Raw genomic sequence first — 20920 nt, forward strand, 5'->3', positions numbered from 1 at the left:
TCCCGGGACACGCCGTGGAGTGAGCCGCGCGCAACGGCGGATGTGTCCCAGGCGTCCCCACCACCGGCGCGGGGCCGGGGCCTACCACCGGTGCGGGGCCGGGGCCCTCAGTCCCAGCGGGCCGTCGGGTCGAACAGCCGCTCGCGCAGGACGTATTCGGCGATCGCCAGCGCGGATGTCGCCGCGGGCGAGGGCGCGTTCTGCAGCACCACGACGCCGTGGACCTGGCTGATCCGGAAGTCGTCGAGCAGGGTCCCGTCGCGGTCCCAGGCCTGGGCGCGCACGCCGGCCGGGGCCTTGGCGGCCAGGTCGGACGGGCGCAGCTCGGGGATGAACCGGCGGGCGTCCCGGAAGTACAGGGGCTTGGCCAGGGACGCGGCGACCTCGCGGGCCCCCATCCGCCAGTGCTTCCGGGCCAAGGCCGGGGCTCCGGGCCAGGTCAGGGACCCGAGCGTGTCCCGCAGCGACACGTCCCGCCACCGGTAGCCCTCCCGGGCCAGGGCGGGCACGGCGTTGGGGCCGACGTGCACGTCGTCGTACACCCCGCGCGTGAAGTGCACGCCGAGGAACGGGAAGCGCGGGTCCGGCACCGGGTAGACCAGCCCGCGGACCAGGGACCGGCGCTCGGGAGCCAGCGTCCAGTACTCGCCCCGGAAGGGCAGGATGCGCGGTCCCTGCGTCGCCCCGGCCATCCGCCCCACGAGGTCGGACTGCAGCCCGGCGCACACCACGAGCCGGTCGAACGCGTGTCGCCCCGCCGTCGTCGTCACCACCACCCGACCGGGCCCGCCCGCGATCCCGGTGACCTCGTGGCCGAGCAGGACGCGGCCGCCGGCCGCGCGCACGTCGGCGGCCATCGCCTCGGTGATCGCGGAGTAGTCGACGACGGCGGTGCGCGGGGAATGCACGGCCGCGACGCCGGCGACGTGCGGCTCGATCTCCCGCAGCTCCGCGGGCCCGATGCGCCGAAGGCCGGGGACCCCGTTGGCGCGGGCCCGGCGTTCGATGTCGTCCAGCCGCGGGACCTCGCCGCCGTCGAGGGCCACCACGAGCTTGCCCAGTTCCCGGTAGGGCAGGCGCTTCTCCTCGCAGTATTCGCGCGTCATCGCCCGGCCCCGCGCGCACAGGCGGGCCTTGAGCGAGCCGGGCCGGTAGTAGAGGCCCGCGTGGACGACGCCGGAGTTGCGTCCGGTCTGGTGCGCCGCGAGGCGCGGCCCCTTCTCCAGGACCGTGACCTCCGCGCCGGCCAGCGCCAGCGCGCGGGCGATCGCCACGCCCACGATCCCGCCGCCGACCACTCCGATCCGCTCGCCCATCGCCGCTCCTTCGTCCCGGGGGTTTCCCCCACCCTAAGACGCGACCGCCATCCCCGCCGGGGACGCCTGGGACACATGCCGCGGTGCCGCCCCAGTGCCGTGCGGCGTGTCGACCGGGACACGCCGCGGAGTGGGCGGCCCACGGCGTCGCATGTGTCCCCGGCGTCCCCCGCCGCCGTCCGGGCCGGCCCCCGCGGGCGCATTGCGGAAAGCGAATCCCCCGCTTGTTAGCTGCGTCATGCTTGCCGTACAGTTTTCATCACAGCCCATAATTCGATAATCGAACGACAAGTTCTATTATCGAACAGCCAGTGCCGGTGCAGACGGCACCTCGAAGTAAGGAAAGCCCGTGCAGTTTCACCATCACGGCTACGTGTCCGGCGATCCCCGCATCCAGCCCGCCGCCGGCGTCGGCCTGGACCGCCCCGAGGAGCTCCCCGACGAGGTCGACGTCCTGATCGTCGGATCCGGCCCGGCCGGCATGCTGGCGGCTGCCCAGCTGGCCCAGTTCCCGAACGTCACCACCCGCATCATCGAGCGCCGCCCCGGCCGCCTCGAGATCGGCCAGGCGGACGGCATCCAGGCCCGCAGCGTAGAGACGTTCCAGGCGTTCGGCTTCGCCGAGGAGATCACCGCGGAGGCGTACCGGATCACGGAGATGGCGTTCTGGAAGCCGGACCCGCGGAACCCGAAGAACATCATCCGCACCGCGCGCGCCGACGACGACCCGCACGGCATCAGCGAGTTCCCGCACCTGATCGTGAACCAGGCCCGCGTGCTGGACTTCTTCGCCCGCGCCGCCGCCCAGTCCCCCACCCGCCTCACCCCGGACTACGGCTGGGAGTTCCTCGGCCTGGACGTCGCCGCCGAGGGCGAGTACCCGGTCACGGTGCAGCTCAAGCGCAGCGCCGGCGAGGACGAGGGCACCGAGCGCACCGTGCGCGCCAAGTACGTCATCGGCTGCGACGGCGCCCGCAGTAAGGTCCGCGCCGCCATCGGCTGCCACCTGCGCGGCGACGCCGCCAACCACGCCTGGGGCGTCATGGACGTCATCGCCAAGACCGACTTCCCGGACATCCGCCTCAAGTGCGCCATCCAGTCCCACGACGGCGGCTCGATCCTGCACATCCCGCGCGAGGGCGGCCACCTGTTCCGCATGTACGTCGACCTCGGCGTCGTGCCGGAGAACGACAACGGCGCCATCCGCAAGACCAGCATCGAGACGATCATCAAGAAGGCCAACGAGATCGTCCACCCCTACACCGTCGAGGTGAAGGACGTGGCCTGGTCCAGCGTCTACGAGGTCGGCCACCGCCTGACGGACCGCTTCGACGACGTCCTGCCGGAGCAGCGCGGCAACCGCACCCCGCGCGTGTTCATCACCGGCGACGCCTGCCACACGCACTCCGCGAAGGCCGGCCAGGGCATGAACGTCTCCATGCAGGACGGCTTCAACATCGCCTGGAAGCTGGGCCACGTGCTCGAGGGCCGCAGCCCGGAGTCCCTGCTGGACACCTACTCGGCGGAGCGCCAGGTCGTCGCGAAGAACCTCATCGACTTCGACAAGGAATGGTCGACGATGATGGCCAAGAAGCCGGAGGAGTTCTCCAGCCCCTCCGAGCTCGAGGACTTCTACGTCCGCACCGCCGAGTTCCCGGCCGGCTTCATGACGGAGTACACGCCGTCGCTGATCACGGCCGAGACCAAGCACCAAGAGCTGGCCACCGGCTTCCCGATGGGCAAGCGCTTCAAGTCCTCGGTCGTGCGCCGCGTCTCCGACACGAACCCGCTGCACCTCGGCCACCAGCACAAGGCCGACGGCCGCTGGCGCATCTACGTCTTCGCCGACCCGGCGAAGGCCGGCGCCGAGTCGCCGACCACCGAGCTGGCCGAGTGGCTGAGAAACTCGCCGGAGTCCCCGCTCGCCGCGACCCCGGCCGGCGGCGACGATGACGCGTGGTTCGACGTCAAGGTCGTCTACCAGCAGGACCACACCGACGTCGACATCAACGCGGTCCCGGACGTGTTCAAGCCCGAGGTCGGCCCGTTCCGGCTGACCGACCTGAACAAGGTCTACGGCGTGGACCCGGAGGACAACATCTGGGAGGCCCGCGGGCTGAGCCGCGACGGGGTCGTCGTCGTCGTCCGCCCGGACCAGTACGTGGCCAACATCCTGCCGCTGTCCGCCAAGGACGAGCTGGCCGCGTTCTTCGCGCCGCTCGTGCCGGCGCGCCAGGCGTAGCCGCAGGAACCCGGGAGGGGGGGTGGGCGCGGGGCTTCGGCCCCGGCCCACCCCCTTGCCGTTCGGCCGGCGAGAGGCCCGCTCCCTCTTCCAGCCCCGCGGCCGCCGGTCTAGGCTCGGCGGCGAGGAACCGGAGGAACGCGAATGTTCGAACCGCCGAGCGTCACGTACGCGGCCGCCGGGGCGGCGGTCTTCGCGGCCGCGATCCTCCCGCGGCTCCTGCGCCGCGCACCCGTCTCGATGCCGATGGTCTTTCTGGCGGCCGGCGCGCTCGCCTTCGGCCTGCTCGACCGGCTGCCCGATCCCGACCCGATCCGGCACGGCGCCTTCGCCACACACCTTGCCGAGGTGTGCGTGATCGTCTCGCTCATGGGCGCGGGCCTGTCCCTCGACCGGCCCTTCGGCCGGCGCCGGTGGGCCACGACTTGGCGGATGCTCGGCGTGGCCATGCCCTTGTGCATCCTCGGGCTGACCCTGCTGGGGCTGTGGCTGCTGGGGCTGGGCCTCGCCGCGGCCCTACTCGTCGCCGCCGCCCTGGCGCCCACGGATCCCGTGCTCGCCTCCGAAGTGCGGGTGGGCGAACCCGCGGACGAGGAGAAGGACGCGGACCGGGAGGACGAGCTGCGGTTCGGGCTCACCTCCGAGGCCGGCCTGAACGACGGGCTCGCGTTCCCGTTCGTCTACCTCGCGATCGCCCTGAGCGTCGTGGGCACCGCCCCGGAGGCCTGGTTCCCGGAGTGGATCGCCGTCGATGTCCTGTGGCGGCTCGCCGCCGGCCTGCTCGTGGGGTTCGGCACGGGCCGGCTCATGGCCACGGTGTTCTTCTCCCCGCGGCTCAAGAACGCCCGGCTCGCCGAGCACTCGCAGGGCTTCGTGGCCCTGGCGGCCACCTTCCTGGCCTACGGCTTCGCCGAGATGATCGAGGGCTACGGGTTCATCGCGGTCTTCGTCTGCGCCGTCACCATCCGTGCGGCCGAGCACACGCACGGCTACCACCGGATCCTGCACAGCTACGTGGAGCAGCTCGAGCGCCTCTTGACCGTGGTGATCCTGGTGCTGCTGGGAGGGGCCGTAGCGCGGGGGCTGCTGCATGGAGTCGGTTGGCCGGAGTTCCTGGCGGCGTTGGTCTTCCTGCTGGTGCTGCGCCCCGCCTCCGGGTGGGTGGCCCTCGCCCGGGGGAAGACCGGGCCGCGGGAGCGGTTCGCCCTCGCCTTCTTCGGCGTCCGGGGCATCGGCTCCCTGTACTACCTCGCCTACGCGCTCGGCGAGGGCGGCTTCGCCGGGGAGGCCGAAGGGCTCTGGGCCTTCGTCGGACTGGTCGTCTCCCTGTCGGTCGTGCTGCACGGCGTGACCGCGGCCCCGGCGATGACCCGGCTCGACCGGGCCCGCCGGCGCGAGGCCCGACGGAAATTCGGGGACGAGGGGCAGGCGCCCCGGACCGCGGTCTGAGGGGCAGTGGCGCGGCGCCCTCGCGTTCTCGTCCCGGCACGCAGGACCCGCGGGGTTCGTGGCTGCCCCCGTCCCGGGCACGCCTGACGGCCGTCCCCGCTGGCAGCGTGCCACGGAGCCGGCCGACGGGCGCTGGCCCGCCGGCGCCCGTCGGCTACGCCAGCGTCGCCGCGTCGATCACGAACCGGTAGCGCACGTCGGAGGCGAGCACCCGCTCGTAGGCCTCGTTGATGCGGTCCGCCGCGATGAGCTCGGTCTCCGGGACGATCCCGTGCTCGGCGCAGAAGTCCAGCATCTCCTGGGTCTCGGCGATGCCCCCGATCATGGAGCCCGCGTACGAGCGCCGCCCGCCGATGAGGGAGAAGACGTTCAGGCTCAGCGGGTCCGCCGGCGCCCCGACGTTCACGAGCGTCCCGTCGACGGCGAGCAGGCCCAGGTAGGCGTCGACGTCGATCTTCGCGCTGACCGTGTTGACGATGAGGTCGAACCGGCCGGCGAGGTCCGTGAACGTCTCGGGGTCGCTGGTGGCGCGGAAGTCGTCGGCGCCCAGGCGCAGCCCGTCCTCCTGCTTCTTCAGGGTCTGGGACAGGACGGTCACCTCGGCACCGAGGGCGTGGGCGATCTTCACGGCCAGGTGGCCGAGCCCGCCCATCCCGACGATCGCGACCTTCTTCCCGGGGCCGGCCTTCCAGCGGCGCAGCGGGGAGTAGGTGGTGATGCCGGCGCACAGCAGCGGGGCGACGGCGGCGTAGTCGAGGGACTCCGGCACGCGCAGGACGAAGTCCGCGTCCACGACGACGTGCGTGGAGTAGCCGCCCTGGGTGACCGTGCCGTCGCGGTCGGTGCCGCCGTAGGTGGGCACGGAGCCCTGGGAACAGTACTGCTCGTCGCCGTTGCGGCAGTTCGTGCACTGCCCGCAGGAGTTCACCATGCAGCCGACCCCGACGCGGTCCCCCAGGCGGTGCCGGGTCACGTCCGCCCCGACCTCGGCGACGGTCCCGACGATCTCGTGGCCGGGGACCAGCGGGTAGGACTGCGGGCCCCAGTCGCCGTTGACGGTGTGGATGTCGGAGTGGCAGATGCCGGAGTAGGCGATGTCGATGAGCACGTCGTTCGGGCCGACGTCGCGGCGGGCGACGGTCGTCGGCTCCAGCGGCGCGTTCTCGGCGGGTGCGGCATAGGCGTTGACAGTCAGCAAGGGGTCTCCTGAAGCTGGGGGTGGATCGACTCGCCTAGTCCATCACGCCCTCCGCCCCGATCGGGAGTCCCCCCAGAGGGGAGCCCCGGCGGGCACTCCGATGGGCCGAGAAAAGCGACGCATGCTTGCTCATTCAGCCCTTGGAGCCAGACCAACGGGTGGGGCGCCCGTGTCAGCCGCTACTGGCAGCGCGTTCCGCGGCCGCCTTAATACGTCGGAGGACTTGAGGATCAACAGATCCTCCGAGTGTTTGCCCCTGCGGCACCGGATGGACAACCCGCTCTGCATGAAAGATTTCGGAGTGGTGAAGGTCCGCCACGCTGCGGTTCCAGAGGTGAAGCTTGGATTCGTGCGTAAAGGCACCGCGTACTGACTTCAGTTTGCCCCTATCGGCCACCCAGCTGTAGGACGAGTCCAGTATCAGCTGGTAATCGATCGCCCTTGTGAGGCATGCCGCGATCCAATCGGCGAACTGGATATTGGCGCTCAACTGGCTATCCACATGCATTGGCGGTTCAATAATGCGGCGCATCTCGGGATGTTCAGCGGCACGACCGAGAATGTGCCCGTACATGACCGGGAGTCGCGCAGCACGGGTTTTCTCATTGATCTGATCAATCATGACCATGACGTAGGCATCGCGAGATTCAGCATGGCGCGCAATCCTGTTCAAAGTCTCTTGCATCGCCGCGGTCTCGCGTTTGGCCGGATCGAGACTTGTTTGCTTCGGGGTCCCCAGTTGCTTCTCGTCCGCCTAGTAGAACAGGTGGCCCCCAAAGCTGCGAACAGTCCGCACCAAAGCGTCGAACACCCGCAATTGCTGAGGAAATCGCGCCGGTGTGTCCGGGCGGAAAATGTCTGCGCCTTTGCGCTCCCACCGGCCTGCGTGCTCCGCCTGCGCAATCTCTGTACGGAACAAGCTCGCCTTTTCGGCATGAAAGCTCGCGCCGAAGCGTCGAGCGGTGTCGGCTGGGACGATGAACCCGGCATACCCAAATGCAGGGCTCGTATTGAACCGAGGGTGGTCACGTCCAACGAAAGCACCGGTTTCGCCGATCTCATCGATGTACGCCAAGAGCATGGGGCCGATTATTCCCCACAACGCAGAAACCCACGCCGTGGCGTGGGTTTCTCGAATTGGTGCTCGGGGAACTATTTCATCCCTAGCTACCGTGATTAATGGTAGACACGGAGGCCCCTAACTGCAACTACCACAGACACGTTCACGAACCGCTACCGACTCGCCACGTACAAGCTTGCCGTCCCCATCCTGAACCACTCAGTCTGGTTCTGCACCCGAGAAGTCTCCCCGAAAAGTGCTTCCGCGCGACCACGGCTCATCCTGCCCGGACCGCCTCGAGGTGCTCCGGCCGCACGGCCACCGTGTTCTCCGCGTACTCGTCGTGCTTGCCGAGCCAGGACTTGATGTAGGGGCAGACCGGGACGATCTTCCGCCCCTCCGCGATGGTCCCGTCGAGGGCCGCGCGGGCCAGCTTCGACCCGAGCCCCTGGCCGCCGTACGCGTCGTCGACGACCGTGTGGTGGAAGATCCGCTGCGGCACGCCGCCGGCGTCGTAGTCGACCCAGTGGGCCTTGCCGATGACGGCGTCGCCGTCGAGCAGCTCGAAGCGGCGGCGGTCGGGGTTGTTCTGGATCGTGATGTCGTGGGGTTCCATGGTCTCCTCCTCGGTCGGTCAGCCGCGCGGGCGCAACTGGGCGTTGGGCAGCACGGGCGCGGGCAGCGGGGCAGGCTCCCCCGGCGGGTAGGGGCCGAACCGCTCGGGTGCCCCCTGCGCGGCGCCACCGTCGTCCCCCGCGCCGCCCGCGCCGGGCTCCGCCCCGATCTCCGCCTGCCACGCGGCGCGGTAGGCGACCACCTCGTCGTGCGTGCGCCCGACGAAGTTCCACCACATGACGATCTGCTCCCCCAGCGGCTCGCCGCCGAGGAGCAGCAGGCGCACCGGCCCCTCGCCGGCCTCGAGCACGAGCGAGCGCTGCCCCGGCGGCAGGAACGCGAGGTGGTCCACCGGCACGGCGGCCCCGTTCAGCTCGACGGCGCCGGTGTCCACCAGCACCCCGTACTCGAACGCGGGATCGGCCTCGAGCTCGAGCCGCGCCCCGGGCCGCAGCAGCACCTCGGCCCCCAGCAGCGGCGGGGTCCGCGTGTCCACGGGTGACGCGGCCCCGGCCAGGGACCCGATGAAGACGCGCAGCTCGGCGCCGTCCCGCAGCACGGGCTCGGGGACGTGGTGCTCGAACGTCGGGGCCATGTGCCGGGTCGCGTCCGGCAGCGCGTACCAGAGCTGGACGCCGTGCAGCACCTTCGTGTCCGGGGTGGAGAACTCCTGGTGCGAGATGCCGCGCCCGGCGATCATCAGGTTCAGCTCGCCCGGCCGCACGTCGGCGCGGAACCCGGCCGAGTCCAGGTGGGAGACGCCGCCGGTGAACAGCCAGCTCACGGTGGCGAGCCCGGTGTGCGGGTGGCGGGGCACGCGCATCCCGCCGGACTCGGCGATCCGGTCGGGCCCGTAGTGGTCGGCGAAGCACCACGCGCCGATGAGGCTGCGCTGCTTCTGCGGCAGCGTGCGGCGCACGGTCATGGCGCGGGGGCCGCCGAGCGGCACGTCGCGCGGCGGGAGGACGACGGCGGCGGGCGCCTCGCTCTCGCGGCATAGCAGCGCCTCCGGGTGCGCTTCCAGGTTGGTCATGCGCTGGCCTCCTCGCGGGCGGGGGCCGCCGCGGGCTTGCGGGGGCGGACGGCGTGGCGGGACAGGATGGAGATCCGGTTGAACGTGTTGATCGTGACGGCCACCCACTGCAGGGCGGAGAACTGCTCGTCCGTGAGGTGGCGGCGGACCGCGACGATCTCCTCGGCCCGCTCCGGGCCGTGCGGCAGGTCCGTGGTGGCCTCCGCGATCGCGAGGGCGGCGCGCTCGGTGTCGTCGAAGACCGGGGCCTCGCGCCAGACGGGCAGCAGGGCGAGCTGCTGCTCCGGGACGCCGGCGTCGCGGGCGTAGCGCGTGTGCAGGTACAGGCAGTAGGCGCACTGGTTCAGCTGGGAGACGCGCAGGTTGACCAGCTCGACGGTGGCGCGCGGGATGCCGGCCTCCTCGGCCGCCGTGGCGACCTTCAGCCCCAGGCCGTTGAGCGCCCGCCAGCTCGCGGGGTCGGACTTGTCGAGGTAGAAGCGGTCGGACATCGGACTCCTTGGGACGAAGCCGCGCTGGGCCACGCGGGTGCGCGGACTGCCAGCACACATCGGCGGGTGGCGGTGGTCAAGGGCCGGAGGCGAACGCGCGGCCCACCAACGGTCCTTTATATGCAAACGCATACAGTAGCAACCTGCTCCCGTGGCCCCGCCTCCGCCAGTCCGCGTGCCGCACGTCACCTGCGGACCCGTGTTGAAGCGACCCGCCCGGTGCCAAACGACCCGTCCCGGCCGACATACCCCGCTCGGTGCGAAACGCCCCGATATGCCGGGTGTTCTCGTCCACGGCGGGGCGTCTCGTGCGCGGCGGGGCGCCTCGTCCGCAGGCACCCGCCGGGCGTCCGCTTTTGACCCCCGTCACACCGAACGGTTGGATGGACCCAGCACCCCCGAACCCGGCAGCGCCGCCGAAAGGACCAGCGAGGACCCATGACCATCGCGCAGAGCACCACCGTCGTCGAGGCCCTCGAGGCGGCCCTGCCCGGCGTGGTCGACACCGACCCCGCCGCCCTCGCCGCGTACACCGCCGACCGCTCCGGCCACCGCTCGGCCGGCGCGCCCTTGGCCGCCATCCGCGCACGCAGCATCGAGGACGTGCAGGCCGCCTGCCGGATCGCCTCCGAGTACCGCACGCCCCTCGTCACCCGCGGGGCGGGCACCGGCCTCGCCGGCGGGGCGATCGCGGGGCCGGGCGAGATCGTCCTCTCCCTCATGGACATGGACGCGATCCTGGAGGTCTCGGCCGAGAACCGCCTCGCCGTCGTCCAGCCCGGCATCCTCAACGGCGACCTCAACCGGGAACTGGCCGCGCACGGGCTGTGGTGGGCGCCGGACCCGGCGAGCAAGGACATCTCCACGGTGGGCGGGAACATCGCGATGAACGCCGGCGGGCTGCTGTGCGCGAAGTACGGGGTGACCCGGGAAGCGGTGCTCGCGCTGAAGGTGGTGCTGGCGGACGGGACGCTGCTGTCGGTCGGGCACCGCACGGTCAAGGGCGTCACCGGGTACGACGTCTGCGCACTGATGATCGGCTCCGAGGGCACGCTCGGCATCGTGGTCGAGGCGACGCTGAAGCTCACCCCGCTCCCCCAGGGGTCGACGGCGACGGTGGGCGCGTACTTCGACGGGACGACGGCGGCGGCCACGGCCGCGTCGGAGGTCACGGCGCGGGGGCACGTCCCGGCGCTGATGGAGCTGATGGACGGGCACACAATCCACGCCGTCGAGCGGTACGCGGCCGAACCCGTGTTCGGCGGGGCCGGCGCGTTCCTGCTGGTGCAGTGCGACGGGCCGGGCGCGGCGGAGGACGCGGCGCTCATCGCCGGGCTCGCCCGGGAGGCCGGGGGCCGGGTCGAGGTCACCACCGACCCGGCGGCCTCGGCGCGGCTGGTCGGCCTGCGCCGCAACGCGTTCCCCGCGCTGGAGGCCCTGGGGACGATGCTGGTCGAGGACATGGCCGTGCCGCGGGACCGGATGGCGGAGGCGTACGAGGCGATCCGCCGGATCGAGCAGAAGTACGGGATCACGATCCCGACCAGCTGCCACGCCGGCGACGGGAACCTGCACCCGCTCTTCGTCTACGACGGCGACGAGGTCCCGGACGCGATCTGGGAGGCCGCCGGCGAGATGTTCCAGGCCGCGCTGGACCTGGGCGGGACCCTGACCGGCGAGCACGGGATCGGGCTGCTCAAGAGGCGCTGGCTCAAGGACGAGCTCGGCGAGGACCAGTACGCTCTGCAGCGGCGGATCAAGCAGCTGTTCGACCCGCTCGGGATCCTCAACCCGGGGAAGGTCTTCACGCCGGAGGGGTGACGGACTGGCGGTCCGGGCGCACCATGGGGGTGTGGCACGCATCGCATCCCATTCAATGGGAGCGCGGGCGACGCGGGCCGCGGCGGCAACCTAGGCTCGTCGGGCTTGTGCCCGGCATCACGCCCCCAGAGAGACAGGTCTCCATGAACACCTCCCACCGGTCCTCCCCCACCGGCGAACCATCGCTCATCCTGCGCTCCCGCGGCTGGGTGGCGCCGCTGTGCTGGATCGCGGTGCTGCTCGACGGGTTCGACGCCGTCGTCCTCGGCGCCGTCCTGCCCTCGATGCTCCAGGACGGTCGGCTGGACATGAGCACCGCCGAGGGCACCGTCGTCGCCACCGCCGGGCTGGTCGGCATGATGATCGGCGCCCTGGCCATGGGCTACCTGACGGACCGGCTCGGCCGGCGGAAGATGCTGATCGGCGCCGTCGTCCTGTTCTCCCTGCTGACGTTCGCGGCGGCGTTCTCCCCGAACGTGCTGGTGTTCGGCATCCTGCGCTTCCTGGCCGGGCTGGGCCTGGGCGGGTGCCTGCCGACGGCCATCGCCATGGTCACCGAGTTCGCCCCGTTCAACCGGCGCTCCAACGCGACGACGATCGTGATGACGGGCTACCACGTCGGGGCTGTGCTCACGGCCGGGCTCGCCATCGTCGTCGTGACGAACCTCGGTTGGGAGCAAATGTTCGTGCTCGGCTCGCTGCCGGCGCTCGTGCTGGTCCCGCTGATGCTGAGGTACCTCCCCGAGTCCCCGTCCTACTTGGCGTCCAAGGGCCGCCTCGACGAGGCCCACGCCGTGGCGGAGCACTACGGCGTCGGGCTCGGCCACCGCCTCCCCGCCGACGGGTCGCAGGAGAAGGCCGGCGCCGCGCTGCTGCTCTCCGCCGGCTGGCGCCGCAACTCCATGGCGATCTGGGTCGCCTCCTTCATGGGCCTGCTGCTGGTCTACGGCCTGAACACCTGGCTGCCTGAGATCATGCGCGCCGCCGACTACGACCTCGGCAACGCGCTGGGCTTCCTGCTCATCCTCAACGTCGGCGCCATCGTGGGCCTGTTCGTCGCGGGCCGGGTCGCCGACCGGGTCACGCCGCGCGTGGCCGGCATCGCCTGGTTCCTGGGGTCGGCCCTGCTGCTGGCCGCACTGGCCATCAAGCTGCCGCTGCTGGGAATCTACGCCATGGTCTTCCTGACCGGGTGCTTCGTGTTCTCGTCCCAGGTGCTCGTCTATGCGTTCACGGCGGCGAACCACCCGCCGCACGTGCGCGCGACGGCGCTGGGCATGTCCGCCGGCGTCGGCCGTCTCGGGGCGATCTCCGGCCCGGTCGTCGGCGGCACGCTGCTGGCCACCGGGCTGGCCTACCCGTGGGGGTTCTTCGCGTTCGCGGCCGTCGGCGCGCTGGGCGGACTGGCCCTCACCGGATCCTCGACCCGGCACGAGCTGCGCGAGGGCGCGCACTAGCCACCAGCGCCGCGCGAGGGCGGGTCTGCCGACCGGCGGGCCCGCCCTTGCGCTCGTGCGGGCCTATCCCCAGGGGTACTTCGCGAACGAGCGCAGCCCGCTCCAGGACCCGCGGAACACGTTGCCGTCCACGGGATCGGACGGGTGCACGTAGCCGGTGTTCGGGGAGTACTGCCACACCCGGTACTGCTGCCAGCCGCCGGGCAGGTCCCCGGGCGAGCTCGAGTAGGAGCTCGGGTACCGGGCCACGTGGAGCGGCCAGTTCACGAACCGGGAGGAGCGGCGCAGGCAGGTGTCCCACCAGGAGCGGGCCGTGTAGATCATCGGCAGCCGTCCGGTCATGCGCTTGACCTGGACGCCGAAGGAGTAGATCCAGTCGGAGAGCTGCACGGGCGTCATGCCCCAGCACGCGCTGCCCTTGCCCCGCGGGTACGTGGAGGCGCTGTAGGGGTTCCACTCGATGTCCAGCAGCGGCGGCAGGGTCCTCCCGTCGGCGGACCAGCCGCCGCCGTTGTTGACGAACTGCCGCGCCTGGTACGAGGGGTTCGACGACGGCGGCATCGCGAAGTGGTACGCGCCGCGGAACATACCCACGTTGTAGGAACCGTTGTACTGCTGGCCGAAGTACGGGTTCCTGTACAGGGAGTTCGGCCACGACTGGGTCGCCTTCACGTAGGCGAAGCGGGCCCCCTTGTACCAGGCGTAGTCCCAGTTCACGGTGCCCTGGTGGCTCGCCACGTCCACGCCCGCGATGCCCGGCGGCTTCCAGTGCGTGAAGTTCGATTCGTGCATCAGCATCGGCGCCGTCGGGTCCTGCTGCTCGGGCTCGGGCGCCGGGGCGGGCCACGCGCCGGCCTCGCCCGAGCGGGCCAGCCCCTCGAGCTCCTCGAGCGTGGGGACCTGGGCACTGCCGGTCTCGGCGATCCGCCGCTCGCCCTGCGCCAGCTGGGCGGGCAGGGCCTCCATGCCGAGCGCGTCGAGCGCCTCCTCGGCGAGCGCGGAGCGCTGGGAGGCGGGGACGGCGCCGTCGGCCAGCGCCTCCCGGATGTCGGCGGCGGCGTCGGCCGCGCGCCCGCGTTCCTCGGCCCGGGCGACGGGCTCGGGCGTGGCCGCGGACGACGGCGGCGCCCCGTCGGAGGGCGCCGGGCTCGCCGTGGCGGCGCCGGCGGACGGCGCGAACGCGGCGCCGGCCGCGAGCGCGACGGACAGGGACAACGCGGTGGCACGGGTGGGGGTTCGCCGGGGAAGGCGCATCTTCGATCCTCGGGTCGGTGTGAGTGGACGGTTCCCCAAGTGGTTGTTCCCCCACGGGCACGATACAAGGAGCCCGCGGCCGGGGCGGGGAGCGCGCGCCGGGCGGGGCGGACCCGACCGGCGGGTGCGGCGGACCCGACCGTCGGGTGCGGCGGACCCGACCGGCGGGTGCGGCGGACCCGACCGTCGGGCCACCACCAGGGCGCCGACGGCCCCTCCGGCGCAACATCGGGACATCGCGCTTCACACCCGGGCCCGCGCGGCGCCGCAGGTGCTAACGTCCCCTTATCGACAATTTGTGATCGTCGTCACCGAAGCGTCAGCCTTGTTTCCCTAGGAGCAGGAAAGCCCATGGACCAGCCCACTCCCCTACCCGCGGCCACGGCCCTCGGCGGGCTCGCGGCGGCACTCGCCGCCGGCACCACCCGCGTCGTCGACCTCACGGCCCCGCTCTCCGCGGAGACGCCGACCCTCGAGCTGCCCGCGCCGTTCGCGAACCTCGACGACTTCGCGCTCGAGGAGGTCTCGGCATACAACGAGCCCGGCCCGTTCTGGAAGCACCACAACATCCGCACGGGCGAGCACATCGGCACCCACCTCGACGCCCCCGTGCACTGGGCCACCGGCCGGGACGGGCTGGACGTCTCCCAGATCGACCCGGCCCGCCTCGTGGGCCCGGCCGTGGTCCTGGACTTCGCCGCCGAGGCCGCCGCGGACCCCGACTTCCTCGTCGACGTGCCCCACCTGCTCGAGTGGCAGGAGCAGCACGGGGCCTTCCAGCCCGGCGAGTGGCTGCTGTTCCGCACCGGCTGGGACCAGTACGACGGCGACCGCCGCGCGTTCCTGAACACCGACGCGACCGGCTCGCACACCCCCGGCTTCACGGCCGAGTGCGCCCGCTGGCTCGCCGAGGAGACCCCCATCTCCGGCGTCGGGGTCGAGACCGTGGGCATCGACGCGGGCCGCGGCGCCGAGCTGGACCCGCCGTTCCCCATGCACCACCACCTGCTCGGGCGGGACAAGTACGGCATCACGTCGCTGAAGAACCTCGCGGGGCTGCCGACGCGCGGCGCCGTCGTCGTGGTCGCGCCGCTGCCGATCGTCGGCGGGACCGGCGCCCCGGCCCGCGTCCTGGCGCTCGTGGAGGACCAGGCGTGAGCGGCGCGGCGACCGGGTCGCGGGAGATGACGACGGCGGCGCCCGCGCCGGGGACCCCCGCGCCGGCGGCCGGCGCCCCGGAGGCCCGGACGGTCGCGGAGCTCGTCGCGCAGACGCTGGCCCGGCTCGGGGCGCGGCGCTGCTTCGGCGTCGTCGGCTCCGGCAACTTCGACGTGACCAACGCGCTCGCGGCGCACGGGGTCGAGTACACGGCCACCCGGCACGAGGGCGGCGCCGCGACGATGGCGGACGCCTACGCCCGGATGACCGGCACCCCGGCCCTGCTCTCCGTCCACCAGGGCTGCGGCCTGACCAACGCCACCACGGGCATCGGCGAGGCCGCGAAGGCGCGCACGCCGCTCATCGTGCTCGCGGCCGAGACGGCGCCGGAGTCCGTGCACTCGAACTTCGCGATGGACCAGGACGCCCTGGCCCGCTCGGTCGGCGCGGTGCCGGAGCGCGTGCACTCCGCGGCGACCGCCGTCGCGGACACGGTGCGCGCGTACCGGCGCGCCCTCAACGACCGGCGCACCGTGGTGCTGAACCTGCCGCTGAACGTGCAGTCGCAGCCGGCCCCGGCCGCGCAGCCCGTCCCGGCCGTTCCCCCGGTCCTGCCGCTGCGCCCCGCGGCCGCCGCCGTCGCGCGCTTCGCGGACCTGATCGAGGCCGCGGAGCGTCCGGTCTTCGTCGCCGGGCGCGGCGCGCGCGGCGCCCGGGAGGAGCTCCTGGCCCTGGCGCGGCAGGCGGGCGCGCTCGTGGCGACGTCGGCCGTCGCCAAGGGCCTGTTCAACGGCGAGGAGTTCGACCTGGGCATCAGCGGCGGCTTCTCCTCGCCGCTGGCCGCGGAGCTGATCTCCGGGGCGGACCTGGTCGTCGGCTTCGGGTGCGCCCTGAACATGTGGACCATGCGGCACGGCAAGCTCATCGGCGCGGGGACCCGCGTCGTGCAGGTCGACCTCGACGACGCCGCCCTGGGCGCGCACCGCCCGGTCGACCTCGGCGTCCAGGGCGACTCCGCCGCCACGGCCGCGGACGCCCTGGCGGAGCTCGCCGCCCGCGGCGCGGCCCCGCGCACCGGCTACCGCACGCCGGGGAACGCGGCCCTGATCGCGGCCGGCGCGCGCTGGCGCGACGTCCCGCACGAGGACCAGGGCGGGAACGGCCGGATCGACCCGCGCACGCTGACCGCCCTGCTGGACGACATCCTCCCGGCCGAGCGCATCGTCAGCGTCGACTCGGGCAACTTCATGGGCTACCCGTCCCAGTACCTGTCCGTGCCGGACGAGCACGGCTTCTGCTTCACGCAGTCGTTCCAGTCCATCGGGCTCGGCCTGCCCACCGCCATCGGCGCCGCGCTGGCCCGGCCGGACCGGCTCCCGGTGCTCGGCACGGGCGACGGCGGGTTCCACATGGCCATCGCGGAGCTGGACACCGCGGTCCGGCTCGGCCTGCCGCTGGTGTGCATCGTCTACAACGACGCCGCCTACGGGGCCGAGGTCCACCACTTCGGCCCCGGCAACCCGGACGTCGACCTGTCCACCGTGACGTTCCCGGACACGGACTTCGCGGCGCTGGGCCGCGGATTCGGGGCCGACGGCGTCACGGTCCGCGAGCCGGCCGACCTGGACCGGGTGGCCGAGTGGCTGGCCGCCGGGCCCTCCCGGCCGCTCGTGATCGACGCGAAGGTCGCCAACGGCGGCCCGTCCTGGTGGCTCGAGGAGGCGTTCAAGGGGCACTAGCTCCACAGGCCGGTGGCCCGCACCCGGGGAGGAGTGCGGGCCACCGGTGCGTCGGGGCGACGGCGCGGCGCGGCACATGCCGCGGCCCCCGGCGGGGGCTACGCGCGGGCGGACAGCGCGGAGCTCGTGCGGTGGGCGATCAGCCCGCCGTCGACGCGGACGTCGGTGCCGTTGACCCAGGCGGCCTCCGGGGAGAGGAGGAACGCCACGACCCGGGCGATGTCGTCTGGCTCGCCGAACCGGCCCAGCAGGGCGGCGGCGCCCTCGACCTTGTCCCGGCCGTGGTCCGTCTTGAAGTCCTCGAGGATCGGGGTCTGGACGGGGCCGGGGCTGACGGAATTCACGCGGATCCGCCGCGGCAGCAGCTCGGCGGCCAGGGCCTCGGTCAGCACGCGCACGCACTGCTTGGAGAACAGGTAGGACTCCCCCGTCACCTCGGCGTTGCCCTCGAGCCCGGCGAGGGCGGCCTCGGTGTCCTCGGCGAGCGCGAAGCGCGCGCACGCCTCCGCGTGGTTCCGCCAGTCGAAGGCGACCGAGGAGGCGAGGTTGACGACGGCGGCGCCCTCGCCCAGCGACGGGGCCAGGGCGCGGGTCAGCTCCCGGACGCCGAAGACGTTCACGCCCAGCACGGTCCGCCACGGCGCGGTGCCCGGCACACCGGCGATGTTGGCGAGGCCGGCCAGCGGGGAGCCGTCCGCGTCCGCCGCCACGGCGGCCGCGGCGTCGCGGGCGCCGGCCGGGGTGGAGAGGTCGGCGCGGACGAACCGGCCGTCGAAGTCCTGCGGGTCGGCGCGGTCGATGCCGATGATCCGGGCCCCCGTTCCGGCCAGCAGGCGCGCCGTGGCGGCGCCGATGCCGGAGGAGACGCCGGTGATGGCGAGGGTGGGTGTCTGGGTGGTGCTCATGCTGCTCCTCGGGGGCGGGGTCGGGGCCTGCGCCCATCCTGCTCCCCCCGGCGTGGCCTCCGCCGCCGGGCTTCCATTGGCCGGAAAGAAGGTGGGGCCGGTCTAGGCAACGCGAGGATGCTGGGAGGCGAAGCCCCACGGAAGGACCGCGCACACCATGTCGCAGACCGCGTACGAGATCCACGACCCCGCCACGCTCGAGGTGGTCGGCCAGGCGCCCGCGCACACCGAGGACGACGTGCGGCAGGCCGTCGCCGCCGCCGAGGCCGCGGCCCCGGCCTGGGCCGGCGACCGCGAGGCCCGGCGCGCCACCCTGCGCCGCATCGCCGCGGCCGTCCGCGACGAGGAGGACCGGCTGGGCCGGATCCTGTCGCTGGAGCAGGGCAAGGTCCTCGCGGAGGCGATCGGCGAGTTCCGCGTCGCGGCCGGGCTGTTCGACTACTACGCGGACCTGGACTGGGACGAGGTCGAGGCGCTGCCCCCGCGCGCGGACCGCACGCTCGAAGTGCACTACCGGCCCGTCGGGCTCGTCGGCACCATCACCCCCTGGAACTTCCCGGTGTCGCTGCTGTGCGTCAAGCTCGCCCCGGCGCTCGTGTCCGGCTGCACGGTCATCGCCAAGCCGTCCGCGACGACGCCGCTGTCCACGATCGCGCTCGTCGAGCTGGCCAACCGCTTCCTCCCCGCGGGCGTGCTGCAGGTGCGCACGAGCCCCCGCCGGACCGTGAACGTCGCGCTCGCCACGCTGCCCGGGGTCCGGAAGATCTCCTTCACCGGCTCCACCGAGGTCGGCACCTCGGTCGCCGCGCAGGCCGCCGCGACGGTGAAGCGCGTGACCCTGGAGCTGGGCGGCAACGACCCCGCCGTCGTCCTCGACGACGCCGACGCGGAGACGACGGCGCGCGGGATCGTCGCCAGTGCCTTCCGCAACGCCGGCCAGGTGTGCATGGCCGTCAAGCGGGTCTACGTGCCGCGCGCCCGCGCCGCCGAACTCACCGACGCGATCGCGGCGGCGGCCTCCGCCCACGTGCTCGGCCACGGGGTCGCCGACGGGACGACGATGGGCCCGATGCACAACGAGTCTCAGCTCTCGACGGTGCGCTCGCTGGTCGACGAGGCGGTGTCCGGCGGCGCCCGCATCGCCTCCGGCGGGGGCCGCGGCTGCGACCTGCCCGGCTACTTCCTGGCGCCCACCGTCGTCGCCGACGCCGCCCCCGGCATGGGCCTGGTCGACGACGAGCAGTTCGGCAACGCCCTTCCCGTCGTCGCGTATGACGACCTGGACGCGACGATCGCCCACGTGAACTCCGGCGAGTTCGGCCTGGGCGCGTCCGTGTGGTCCCCCGACGCGCAGCGCGCCCACGCCGTCGCCTCCCGCCTCGAGGCGGGGACGGTCTGGATCAACCAGCACACGGTCGTGGAGCCGGACGCGCCGTTCGGCGGATGGAAGTCCTCCGGCGTCGGCCGCGAGCGCGGCCGCTGGGGCCTCGACGAGTACCTCGAGACCCGGACCCTGAACATGCGCCCGCACGCCTAGCCCGACCCGAGAACCAAGGACACCATGAGCACGAGCACGGAACTCATCACCCTCGGCACGGCCGCGGGCCCGGCCATCCGCGGCCCGGAAAACGGGATCGCCAGCGCCGTCGTCGTCGGCGGCCGCTTCTACATGGTCGACTTCGGCCTGGGCTGCGTGCGCGCCGCCCACGAGGCCGGGCTGCGCGGCCGCGATTTCCGCGCCGGCTTCATCACCCACCTGCATTCGGACCACGTGGCCGAGCTGCCCGCGTTCCTGATGTTCAACTGGGGCGCGCCCGTGGACGGCTTCACGGAGCCGGTGGACCTGCTGGGGCCCGGCCGGGACCCGCTGCACGCCCGCGGAGCCGACCTCGCCGGCACGCGCGACCTGCTGCGCCACACGCTGGCCGCGTTCTCCTACGACTTCGACATCCGCGTCACGGACGAGGCCCGCCCCGAGATGGGCGGGCTGGTGCGCGCCACGGAGATCGACGCCCCGGACCACGGCTCCCCGGCCGCGGCCGAGCCGTTCGCCGTCTTCGAGGACGAGCGCGTCCGGGTCACGGCCGTGCTGGTGGACCACCCGCCGGTCCGCCCGGCGCTGGCGTTCCGGTTCGACACCGAGGACGGCTCCGTGACGTTCTCCGGGGACACCGCCGAGTGCGACGCCCTGGCCCGTCTTGCCGAGGGCACCGACGTCCTGGTGCACGAGGCCGTGAACCTCGAGTTCTTCGCCGCCCGCGGCTTCGACCCGGTCTTCCTGAACCACCAGGCCGAGTCCCACACCACGCCCGAGGGCGCGGGCCGCATCGCCGAGCGCGCCGGCGCGCGGCACCTGGTCCTCTCGCACCTGGCCGGCGTCGCCCCGGCCGCGGAGTGGCGCTCCCGCGCTGCCTCCACCTTCTCCGGGAACCTGAGCGTGGCCGCCAGCGGGCACCGCTACGCCGTCGCCGGCGCCCCCGCGGCGAGGTCCCTCGCCGTCTAGATGAGTAATTCCCAATCACTCTTGGGATGAAGACAGGCCCCGGCGGTTTCCGCCGGGGCCTGTTAATCGTTAGCGGAGGGTGTTAAGCCTCGTATGTGAACCCAAAACTAAACACCCTCCTGACCTCACTCTACGTCTTCCTCACCGATAGCGTCCTGCCCGGACTGGGTCATTCACCCTCCACGCGGCCAGGCCGCAAGCCGGTCCTGGCCGAGGCGGAGCTGCTGTGCCTGGCCGTGGCCCAGCACCTACTGCACGGCTCTTCCTCCGAGACGCGGTGGGTCCGCTACGCGCACACCCACCTGCGGGGCATGTTCCCCGGCATCCCGGGCCAGTCTGGCTACAACAAACGCATCCGCGCCGCCGGACCGCTCATTTCGGCGGCAATCACCGCGCTGGCCCGCGACACCGAGTCCTGGCACGAGGTCCTGCGCCTGCTTGATTCCACCCCCGTCCCCTGCGCGGCCTCCCGCGAGACGGTCAAACGCTCCGACCTGGCCGGGCACGCAGGCTACGGGTACTGCGCCTCGCACTCCCGGTTCTTCTGGGGACTGCGCCTCTACCTGATCAGCACCCCCGACGGGATGCCGGTGATCTGGGGATTGGCCAACCCCAAGCTCGGGGAACGCGAGGCCACCCAGGCGATGCTCGAACGGGACCACCACCTCATCCGCAGCGG

At 72.7% G+C, this 20920-nt stretch carries 18 protein-coding genes; 9 read left to right on the forward strand and 9 right to left on the reverse strand.

What is annotated here, in order from left to right; genetic code table 11:
* Window positions 1-107: 107 nt before the first annotated feature.
* Complete coding sequence (lhgO, locus tag AC1Q5D_RS14420; RefSeq protein WP_481739159.1) at window positions 108-1316, reverse strand: L-2-hydroxyglutarate oxidase; 1209 nt, start codon at window positions 1314-1316, stop codon at window positions 108-110.
* Between the two features lie 349 nt (window positions 1317-1665).
* Between lhgO and AC1Q5D_RS14425 the strand changes: the two genes are divergently transcribed.
* Both AC1Q5D_RS14425 and AC1Q5D_RS14430 read left to right on the forward strand, forming a co-directional pair.
* Window positions 1666-3558, forward strand: coding sequence for an FAD-binding monooxygenase (locus AC1Q5D_RS14425; RefSeq protein ID WP_481739160.1), 1893 nt, complete (start codon window positions 1666-1668; stop codon window positions 3556-3558).
* Between the two features lie 144 nt (window positions 3559-3702).
* Entirely contained in the window at window positions 3703-5007 is a 1305-nt protein-coding gene (locus AC1Q5D_RS14430; RefSeq protein WP_481739161.1) for a cation:proton antiporter, read from the forward strand.
* A gap of 154 nt (window positions 5008-5161) precedes the next feature.
* On the opposite strand, the gene AC1Q5D_RS14435 is transcribed toward AC1Q5D_RS14430, so the two are convergent.
* From AC1Q5D_RS14435 to AC1Q5D_RS14460, 6 genes are all read right to left on the reverse strand, one after another.
* The gene (locus tag AC1Q5D_RS14435) at window positions 5162-6205 is read right to left on the reverse strand and encodes an NAD(P)-dependent alcohol dehydrogenase (protein WP_481739162.1); all 1044 of its coding nucleotides are present in this window, start codon (window positions 6203-6205) and stop codon (window positions 5162-5164) included.
* A gap of 172 nt (window positions 6206-6377) precedes the next feature.
* Window positions 6378-6890, reverse strand: coding sequence for a DUF3800 domain-containing protein (locus AC1Q5D_RS14440; RefSeq protein WP_481739163.1), 513 nt, complete (start codon window positions 6888-6890; stop codon window positions 6378-6380).
* A gap of 69 nt (window positions 6891-6959) precedes the next feature.
* Window positions 6960-7286, reverse strand: a complete 327-nt coding sequence (locus tag AC1Q5D_RS14445; protein WP_481739164.1) for a hypothetical protein — start codon at window positions 7284-7286, stop codon at window positions 6960-6962.
* 256 nt (window positions 7287-7542) lie between these two features.
* Complete coding sequence (locus tag AC1Q5D_RS14450; RefSeq protein ID WP_481739165.1) at window positions 7543-7881, reverse strand: GNAT family N-acetyltransferase; 339 nt, start codon at window positions 7879-7881, stop codon at window positions 7543-7545.
* 18 nt (window positions 7882-7899) lie between these two features.
* Window positions 7900-8913, reverse strand: coding sequence for a pirin family protein (locus AC1Q5D_RS14455; RefSeq protein WP_481739166.1), 1014 nt, complete (start codon window positions 8911-8913; stop codon window positions 7900-7902).
* On the reverse strand, window positions 8910-9404 hold the full coding sequence (locus tag AC1Q5D_RS14460; protein ID WP_481739167.1) for a carboxymuconolactone decarboxylase family protein: 495 nt from the start codon (window positions 9402-9404) through the stop codon (window positions 8910-8912). The genes AC1Q5D_RS14455 and AC1Q5D_RS14460 overlap by 4 nt, the downstream gene beginning before the upstream one ends.
* 438 nt (window positions 9405-9842) lie before the next feature.
* Here AC1Q5D_RS14460 and AC1Q5D_RS14465 point away from each other — a divergent pair, with 438 nt between their 5' ends.
* The gene (locus tag AC1Q5D_RS14465; RefSeq protein WP_481739168.1) at window positions 9843-11225 is read left to right on the forward strand and encodes an FAD-binding oxidoreductase; all 1383 of its coding nucleotides are present in this window, start codon (window positions 9843-9845) and stop codon (window positions 11223-11225) included.
* A 143-nt stretch (window positions 11226-11368) separates the two neighbouring features.
* On the forward strand, window positions 11369-12682 hold the full coding sequence (locus AC1Q5D_RS14470) for an MFS transporter (RefSeq protein WP_481739169.1): 1314 nt from the start codon (window positions 11369-11371) through the stop codon (window positions 12680-12682).
* 63 nt (window positions 12683-12745) lie between these two features.
* Here AC1Q5D_RS14470 and AC1Q5D_RS14475 read toward each other — a convergent pair whose 3' ends face one another.
* Window positions 12746-13936: a GH25 family lysozyme gene (locus tag AC1Q5D_RS14475; protein WP_481739170.1), complete on the reverse strand. Its 1191-nt coding sequence runs from the start codon at window positions 13934-13936 to the stop codon at window positions 12746-12748.
* 351 nt (window positions 13937-14287) lie between these two features.
* On the opposite strand from AC1Q5D_RS14475, the gene AC1Q5D_RS14480 reads away from it, so the two are divergent.
* Together AC1Q5D_RS14480 and AC1Q5D_RS14485 are read left to right on the forward strand one after the other, a co-directional pair.
* Window positions 14288-15094, forward strand: coding sequence for a cyclase family protein (locus AC1Q5D_RS14480; protein ID WP_481739171.1), 807 nt, complete (start codon window positions 14288-14290; stop codon window positions 15092-15094).
* A 26-nt stretch (window positions 15095-15120) separates the two neighbouring features.
* On the forward strand, window positions 15121-16833 hold the full coding sequence (locus AC1Q5D_RS14485; RefSeq protein WP_481739175.1) for a thiamine pyrophosphate-binding protein: 1713 nt from the start codon (window positions 15121-15123) through the stop codon (window positions 16831-16833).
* A 98-nt stretch (window positions 16834-16931) separates the two neighbouring features.
* Here AC1Q5D_RS14485 and AC1Q5D_RS14490 read toward each other — a convergent pair whose 3' ends face one another.
* Window positions 16932-17738, reverse strand: a complete 807-nt coding sequence (locus AC1Q5D_RS14490; RefSeq protein ID WP_481739172.1) for an SDR family oxidoreductase — start codon at window positions 17736-17738, stop codon at window positions 16932-16934.
* A 157-nt stretch (window positions 17739-17895) separates the two neighbouring features.
* On the opposite strand from AC1Q5D_RS14490, the gene AC1Q5D_RS14495 reads away from it, so the two are divergent.
* The 3 genes from AC1Q5D_RS14495 to AC1Q5D_RS14505 form a co-directional block, all read left to right on the forward strand.
* On the forward strand, window positions 17896-19275 hold the full coding sequence (locus AC1Q5D_RS14495; protein WP_481739173.1) for an aldehyde dehydrogenase family protein: 1380 nt from the start codon (window positions 17896-17898) through the stop codon (window positions 19273-19275).
* A gap of 24 nt (window positions 19276-19299) precedes the next feature.
* The gene (locus AC1Q5D_RS14500; protein ID WP_481739174.1) at window positions 19300-20241 is read left to right on the forward strand and encodes an MBL fold metallo-hydrolase; all 942 of its coding nucleotides are present in this window, start codon (window positions 19300-19302) and stop codon (window positions 20239-20241) included.
* Window positions 20242-20336: 95 nt separating this feature from the next.
* The coding region (locus AC1Q5D_RS14505) for a transposase family protein (RefSeq protein ID WP_481739094.1) at window positions 20337-20920 on the forward strand (584 nt) is incomplete at its 3' end.

The organism is Arthrobacter paludis, assembly GCF_056782315.1.